The 6,439-nt window shown below is 28.2% G+C and carries 5 protein-coding genes; all 5 read left to right on the plus strand.

Annotated features, from left to right (window positions below; translation table 11 throughout):
* Positions 1-257: 257 nt before the first annotated feature.
* Entirely contained in the window at positions 258-1,913 is a 1,656-nt protein-coding gene (locus CD129_RS12665) for a hypothetical protein (protein ID WP_115336949.1), read from the plus strand.
* 5 nt (positions 1,914-1,918) lie between these two features.
* Positions 1,919-3,655 carry a hypothetical protein gene (locus CD129_RS12670; RefSeq protein WP_115336950.1) on the plus strand — a complete coding sequence of 579 codons (1,737 nt, stop codon included), beginning with the start codon at positions 1,919-1,921 and terminating at the stop codon, positions 3,653-3,655.
* Between the two features lie 412 nt (positions 3,656-4,067).
* Entirely contained in the window at positions 4,068-4,406 is a 339-nt protein-coding gene (locus CD129_RS13525) for a hypothetical protein (protein WP_243832001.1), read from the plus strand.
* A gap of 296 nt (positions 4,407-4,702) precedes the next feature.
* A complete protein-coding gene (gene galU / locus CD129_RS12680) occupies positions 4,703-5,566 on the plus strand; it encodes a UTP--glucose-1-phosphate uridylyltransferase GalU (RefSeq protein ID WP_276330154.1) in 864 nt (287 codons plus the stop codon).
* A gap of 257 nt (positions 5,567-5,823) precedes the next feature.
* Complete coding sequence (locus tag CD129_RS12685; protein WP_115336952.1) at positions 5,824-6,381, plus strand: glycosyltransferase family 2 protein; 558 nt, start codon at positions 5,824-5,826, stop codon at positions 6,379-6,381.
* The last annotated feature ends 58 nt before the right edge of the window (positions 6,382-6,439 follow it).

Below are 6,439 nucleotides of genomic sequence, written 5' to 3' on the forward strand. Positions count from 1 at the left end.
CCTGTAAAATATTTGTATTTTTCAAAATTCAAAGTGATAGTCCTTTCAAACCGTCTTTTCTGGTTATATTTACTTTAAATATATTATAAACTAGAATCAATACTAATGTAGGGAAACTTTGTTCTAACTTGAAAAAATGAGAAAACAAGTAAAATTTTTAAAATTCGGTTATAAATATATAATTTTATAGTGGCAATTCATATAGTTATGCTAAACTAAAAAATAAATATATATAAATATAAAAGGATGGTAGTAAAATGGAATATACAGATTTTATAAAAGAAAATTTAATAAATAATATCAAAGGGGCAAGAAACGGTTCTTCTAAAGTTCATATATCACCAGATATCCCGGAAAAAGTGTTGATTAATGCTGTTAAAGGAACAAAAGGATTAATTGAAAAAGAATACTATATTGGAATTATTGATACATCCTTAACGGGATCAGGTAAAGAAGGTATATATGTAAGTGGTGAAAAAATAGTAATAAAGGAATTGATGGAACAGCCATATGAATTTTATTTTAAAGACGTTGAAGAAATTACTACTCAAAACAGAGTGAAAAAAGAGAAAAACTTAGAGTATAATATTATAAAATTTAAGAATGGAACTTATTATAGTATTTCAGAAATGTTAAGTAGTTATATAAATGCTGATTTATTTGAAGAATTTATAAATCAAATTATCGAATTGAATGAAGAAAATGATTTTGTTGAAACAAAGCAAATTATACCCTTAGAAGACTTAGATGAAGAAATAAAAAAAATTTATGTTAAAATTCTTTGTAATTATGCATATTCCAACGATAATATTATAGATTCCCGCGAATATGCAGATATTGTTTCTTTTATAGTTAAAATGAATATGGATAGTGAACATAGAGTAGAACTACGTAGTTATATGTCGGATGTAAATATGATTGAAGATACATTTGAATTAATAGAACAATTAAGTGAGAGGTGTGTAATTGTTGATTTCGAAATAGTTAAATTATCTTTACTGAAAGATTTAGTTGCTTTATATGCAATAGAACATGAAGAATCTGAATTAATTCAAGATAAATTTATATTAACTGTGGCTGAAGAATTTGATATTAATTCAAAAGAATTGCATGTATTTTTAGATACATATAAGTATAATCAATCAATTTTAGAGGAAAGACTAAATGACAGTGATATAAAAAAAACTTTGAAAGATATTTCTTCTAAAGCTGCTTCTGTTGGAATACCTATGGCAGCTTTGTATTTATCAGGTACTGCTGGAGTTAGTGCAATTGGTATGACATCCGGTCTTGCAACTATAGGTATGGGAGGGATATTAGGATTTTCAAGCATGTTCACTGGGGTTGGTGTATTAGCATTACTGGGCATTACTTCTTATCAAGGTATGAAAAAAATAACAGGGTTAAATGATGAAAAAAATAATAAACATCGAGAACTAATGCTTCAGGAAATAATTAAAAATAACCAAAAAAGTCTTCAGTATTTAATAGAAGATGTAAATACTATTTCAACTAAATTAATTAATGAAATAAAAAATGGTGAAGAAAATTCAATAAAAATAGAAAAATTAGGGAAAATTCTTAAAAGTATTACTAAGGGATCTGAGGAAGTTGCTAATAGAGTAGATCATTACGAATCTGAAAGTGTACTAACTAAAGTACCACAGTTATTAAAAAAAGATAAATTATATGAACTAACAAATAATGAGGATAAGTTAGTATATAGAAACAAGATACTAGAGTGTTATAGTGAAGAAGATGGAGTATTAAGATTAAAATATAATATTTCGAGAACTAATGCTGAAGAATTGTTGGGTTCATTATCAGAATTAGGTTATTTTAATCTGACAGACAATGCTTCTGCAACAGTAAAATCAACTGCCAAAAATTTGTTTTCAAATATAAGAAGGTAATTAAAATGACAAAAAACAAATTAAGTGAAGAAAACTTAAATTTATATGCTAATTTATTAAAAAATCAAAAGAATCAACAAGACGATGTAAAAAACCGAATAATTGAAATAGGGGATAAGCTTAATAATTTAAATAATATCAATGAAAATAATTCTGAAAATATAGATGCATTATTGAAAATGGCTGAAAATATAGATCAAGAATCAGAAATTGATTTAAATTATACTGACATAAATCAGGCAATGAGTTTAACTAATGAAGAAAATAGCCGAATCGAAAAATTAATTGAAGAGTTTGATGACATAAACGTAGTTAATTATGTCGATGATTGGAATTCTTTTGTTAATAATAACTTTGAATATGCTGAAAATTTTGGTGTAAACATAGATAATGACCCTTTTAAAGAACTACTAACTGAGAGTGAACAACAAGAAATAGTAGATAGAATGAAAAGTGAGTATAACCTAGCTCCACTGCAACTAGATAAATACGATTATTTAGTTGCTTCACTTTCAGGTATTCTTAGTGGTTTAATCGATGTATTTTTTATTGGTGAACCTCTAGACTCTAAGAAAATGAGAGCAACATTGAATAATAAAAAGCGCCATGAAAATTTAAGAAGTTCATTGAAAGAAAAAGGTTTTTCTAACGAAGAAATTAAGGAGAAATTAAAAAAAGAAGTTGACATTAATAAAGATAAAGTTAAAAGTATGTCTGACTCTAAATTGAATAAAAAAATAGGAGAAGCTTATGACAAAATAGTTTTTAAGTTTGCATCATTTGTGTATGAATATGATAAAAAGCAAGACCAGCTTTTAGCAAATAAAAACAAAAAATTTGATAATATAGCTGGTGCAATAGGTTATCTAGAAAAAAGATTTAAAGTTCCTTATGATGCAAGATATGCTAAAGATTTAAATATATCTAATTCTGAATTAAATATGCTTCCCCGTAATCATCATTTAAAATCTTTAGGTCACATGCCAGATATTTTTGGACTATTTTTTTCTATACTAGATCAATTTAGGCATACAACTACAGTTATCGACAAAGGAAAAATACAATCTCATATAACGCCGAAACTTGAAGAAAAGGGTGGTAAGAAAAATTTTGAGCTTCAAGGCCACACTTTTGTAGCTAAAATATTATGTGGTGTAATGAATTGGTTTGGCCACTTAATGTCAGATTTAGTCGGTTCGAGCGGTACTAGAGGGCATGAAGGTAAAACGGGCGCAGGGATACCTATGCCATTTTATGGTTTAACACAGTTAATGGCAAGCAATGTTCCAAATGGCAAAAATGACATACCTACTACATTCGCAAAGATAACAGAACAAGTCTATGTTAATGGCTATGATGCGAGGTTTGGAGCGACTTTAGCGATTCCAGTAGTTTTAAACGAAATGATAATACGATTATTTTGGACTATAAAGCAAGTTTATTATCATAAAAAACAATTAAAAGATGTTTTTGTAATCAATAAAAGTAGAGAGATAGATAGATTATTACTGGTAGGACATGGCACTTTATGTATGGTTGATGGAATTGATGCATTTACTAAATCAGGTGGAGGTTACAATTTAGTTTTAATGTTATCTAGGATGAATTTAGTAGGTTGGACAAGATTTGGTATGTGTGCTTTTAAAGAAACTGTAAATCTTTATAAAGATAGTAGTAATTTGAAAAAGTTAGACAAGGATTTAGAAGAAGAGTGGAAAGTATTGTTCAAATCATCTATTTAAATATAAATTGCTTTGTTAAGAGTATATCCAATTCTATGGATACACTCTTAATTTTATTAGTTAAGGAAGAATTAAGAAATATTTACTAATAAATTCTTGCTAAATTAATTAGTAAATATGAATGAAGAATTTTATCTTTTACATAATACTCAACCATTCTATCTAGTATGAAAAGCGTGAATATATTTATTTTATTATTCATGATTATTATGATTTAGACTGAGAAATATCAAGCTAATTTATATATTAAAAAACCTCATCACTAACTGATAAGCAGAAGCGTATCATAAGTGATGCGGTTTTTTCAGCCGCTTCATAAAGGGATTTTGAACGTATCAGAACATATGAGGTTTATGAGAATTGCTGTTATGTTTTTGTGAAGCGTATCACAAATAAAACTAAAAAATAGATTGTGTATAATATAAATAGTAGTGAAATTGTTAAAGTTCATGAAGGTGGTTCAGAAAGAACAACACATAAAAATGAATTTTCTAACTTAAAAGTTAATAGAGATAATGTATTTGATTATGTCATAGCAGGTGTTAATCAAACTGAGGGCGGAGATGCTTCCCTAATCAAATTTCAACAACCAGAATTTTCAGCACAAGATGATGGCATATGGAGAATAGCAGCAAATAATAAAAGTGGACACGGGTCATATACTTTTATTGTAGAGCAAGATGGGACAGTTCAAATTTGGGACGGCTTGATGAATGAAAAAATTGAAGAACAAAAAGTTACATTAAACTAAAGGTGATGTAAAAAATATAAAGAAATGCATTATAACTAAAAATGAGATTTATTGGATAATATAAAGGAGTAACGCATATAGCATACACCTTTATATTATTTTATTATTAAAACATATTTAAAATGTATTAAATATCTCTATGTTTTTTCGATTAAATTTTGTTATACTAAAATAACTGTGATTTTATACTGACATGCTATTTAAGAATGCTTTATTTATTATTATTCTAAAATCTATTGATAAAAGTATGGGAATTTTTATCAGTGATTTGAAACATTAAAGGGAGGATATAAATTATGAAAATTAAAAAGGCTATAATACCAGCGGCAGGCCTAGGTACAAGATTCTTACCAGCAACTAAAGCTATGCCTAAAGAAATGTTACCTATTCTAGATAAGCCTACTATCCAATATATAGTAGAAGAAGCAGTGGAAGCAGGCATTGAAGATATCATTATAGTTACAGGTAAGCATAAAAGAGCAATCGAAGATCATTTTGATAATCAAAAAGAATTGGAAATGTCTCTGAAAGAAAAAGGTAAAACAGAGTTGCTTGAAGCAGTTCGATATTCAAGTAACTTAGCAAACATGTTTTACGTAAGACAAAAAGAGCAAAATGGATTAGGCCATGCAATATGGACAGCAAAGCAATTTGTTGGAGATGAGCCCTTTGCTGTTTTATTAGGAGATGACATTGTACAAGCAGACACTCCAGCGATAAAACAATTGATGGACCAGTATGAAATAACAGGTAAATCAATTATAGGAGTACAACAAGTAAGTGAAAATGAAACACATAGATACGGTATTATTGATCCAGCAGAGTCAAGTGAAGGACTGTTTAGTGTTAATAAATTTGTTGAGAAGCCAAAATTTGGAACAGCGCCCTCAAATTTAGCAATAATGGGACGCTACGTACTGACACCACAAATTTTTGATTATCTAGGACGACAAGAAATTGGGGCAGGTGGGGAAATACAACTAACAGATGCAATTGAACATTTAAATTCTGACGATTGTGTCTATGCATATGATTTTAAGGGTGAACGTTATGACGTAGGTGAAAAAATAGGGTTTGTTAAAACTACAATACAATTTGCTTTGAAAAATGAAGAGATGTCAAAGGATATAATTGATTTTATTAAACCTATAAATTTATAACTTAAAAAATAACTAAAAATAATGAATTCGTGGAAAGAAGGCAATTCAAAATACTGAATGCTTATAACTTTAAAAGTTCTTGAAGCAATAACTGATTATCTTAATATAGTTAGCAAAAATAATATAAGGATTAAGTAATAGAACTTGGATAAAGACTAAAAATAAGTATTAGAAATGAACAGTGTAAATCATTTCCTAAATCATTTAAGTTTTAATTAGTTAGGTAATAATAACTTTTCGGAAGGGAGAAGGAAAAAATGTTGATTTCTGTTATTTTACCTGTATATAACGTTGAAGATTATGTACAGGAATGTTTAGATTCACTATTGAATCAAACGATTGGAGAAGAAAACCTTGAAATAATAATAGTGAATGACTGTTCAACAGATAATAGTGAAGAAAAAATTTTAAAATATTCAAATAAGTTTACAAATTTTCAGTATGTGAAACTTAATGAAAATCAAGGAGCTCCAGGCAAAGTAAGAAACATCGGTGTTGACCATTCTAGGGGGGGTTTTATTCACTTTTTAGATCCTGATGACATTATGGATATATATGCATATGAAACTTTGGTTCAATACATAGGGCCAAAAGACGATTTTATAATGGGAAAAATGTTATCTTTCAATGAAGATGGTTCGACATTTCAACATATCACATTCAGAGAACATAAAATGAATAAAACATATAAGCATACTACTTTAGAAGAAACACCATTTTTTGTACAAGTCAAAGTGGGTGTTGTTTTGAAATTAATTAGGAAATCATTTTATATTAATAATGACGCCGATTGTAAAATTAAGCTAGACACATAAGAAAAGCCACTCGTGATACACTCAAAATGAATTTCCAACCAAAGAAATCATAGGAGTG

Origin of the sequence: Mammaliicoccus fleurettii, from assembly GCF_003970575.1 — a bacterium.
Lineage (GTDB): Bacteria > Bacillota > Bacilli > Staphylococcales > Staphylococcaceae > Mammaliicoccus > Mammaliicoccus fleurettii.